The sequence below is a fragment of the Streptomyces sp. NRRL S-340 genome, from assembly GCF_000720185.1.
GTDB lineage: Bacteria > Actinomycetota > Actinomycetes > Streptomycetales > Streptomycetaceae > Streptomyces.
Genome location: NZ_JOIY01000096.1, coordinates 1 through 1,444, shown reverse-complemented (window position 1 = coordinate 1,444; position 1,444 = coordinate 1). Strand labels below are relative to the sequence as shown.

Annotated in this window: 1 protein-coding gene and 1 tRNA gene; one reads left to right on the top strand and one right to left on the bottom strand. The window is 73.6% G+C overall.

Annotated elements, in window-relative coordinates; all coding sequences use genetic code 11:
- Positions 1-190 precede the first annotated feature (190 nt).
- Positions 191-274 (top strand) — tRNA-Leu (locus IG64_RS37095).
- 111 nt (positions 275-385) lie between these two features.
- Here IG64_RS37095 and IG64_RS37090 read toward each other — a convergent pair.
- Entirely contained in the window at positions 386-1,258 is an 873-nt protein-coding gene (locus IG64_RS37090; protein ID WP_037864918.1) for a carbohydrate-binding protein, read from the bottom strand.
- Between the last annotated feature and the right edge of the window lie 186 nt (positions 1,259-1,444).

Sequence of the window (1,444 nt, the reverse complement as noted above, 5' to 3'; positions counted from 1 at the left end):
GGTCCGGACGGGGCGCGGCGGGCGGGCGGGGGCGGGGGGAACCGAGGGGCGCGGGCGGGGCGGGAGTGCCCCGGGCCTGGGCGCCTGCCCCGGGAAAGGGATGTGAATCCGCCCTCCGCGGCGTGCTAATGTTCTGCATGTCGGAAGGCGCCGGGCCCGAAAGGGAGCGGAGCCGGAGGACACACCCAATGCGCGGGTGGCGGAATAGGCAGACGCGCTGGATTCAGGTTCCAGTGCCCGAAAGGGCGTGGGGGTTCAACTCCCCCCTCGCGCACAGCGGAAAACCCCGCAGGTCTCGGACCTGCGGGGTTTTCGCGTTCCCGGGGACGTTTCCCGCTCCCGACAGGGCCCTCACTCCTGTGAGGAAGGTCTCAGCAGGGGCGGGTCACCCGGCGCGCCACAGCGCGGGGACATTGGGCGGCTCCCAGCCCGCCATGGAGGTGTGGGCCTGGACACAGGTGTAGCCGGCACCGCCGTACGTCACCCGGTCGCCCGCCGCGTAGGAGTGCCCCGGGACCCAGGTGCCGCCCGGCGGGTCGGTCGGCGGGTCGGTGGGGCCGCCGGGGCCGGGGGTCCCGTCGACGTTCAGCACGAAGTCGAACGTCCCCTCCTTGCCGCCGCCGGCGCCGCGCACGTTCATCAGCAGCGCCGCGTCGAACAGCGTGTCCGTGTTGTTGCGGGGCTCACCGGGGAAGTACAGCTGGGTGGTGAGCACCGGCCGGCCGGGCGCCTGCGCCTTGACGTGGATGTGCCGGGTGCGGCCCGGGTAGAGCCCCGGGACGATCGTGGTCAGGGAGAAGGCCCCCTTGCCGTCCGTGAACTGGTGGCCGCGCAGGGTGTACCCGGCCATGTCGTAGTTCCCGGCGTCGTCCGCCTGCCAGAAGTCCAGCAGGACCCCGGAGAGCGGCACGCAGTTGCGGCCGAAGACGTAGCCGCTGACGGTCAGCGGGGTGCCGCCGACGCCCGGCGTCACCAGGTTCGTGCGCAGCGGGGAGTTCGGCTTGAAGTACGGGCCCTCGATCTGGTCGTGGGTCGGGCCGTCGCCGTCGTCGCAGGTGGGCGTCGCGGGCAGGGAGCCGCCCCGGCCCGCGGAGTCCCGGGCGAGCGCGACCGTGCCCGTGAGCAGCGGGATGGCGGCACCGGCGGCGACGGCCGCCTTCAGCAGGCTCTTGCGGCTGATCATGCGGTCCGCCGCGGGTACGGGGCCGGGCCCGGGGCTGGAGCCGGGGCCGGGGACGTCCGGATCGGTGGGTGTCATGGCGGGTTCCTCGGTCTCCTCGGTGGGGGAAGAAGGACGGGACGTGCATGACACGGAGCGCGCCCGCCGCGCGGGGCAGGCTGTGTTCTGGTCGGGCGGACGCGCTCCGGCGGTGATCGCGGACGACTGTAATCGCGCTGGTGACGGGCGAGGAGATACCGCCCGGCCCTCTGCACGGCGTTATGT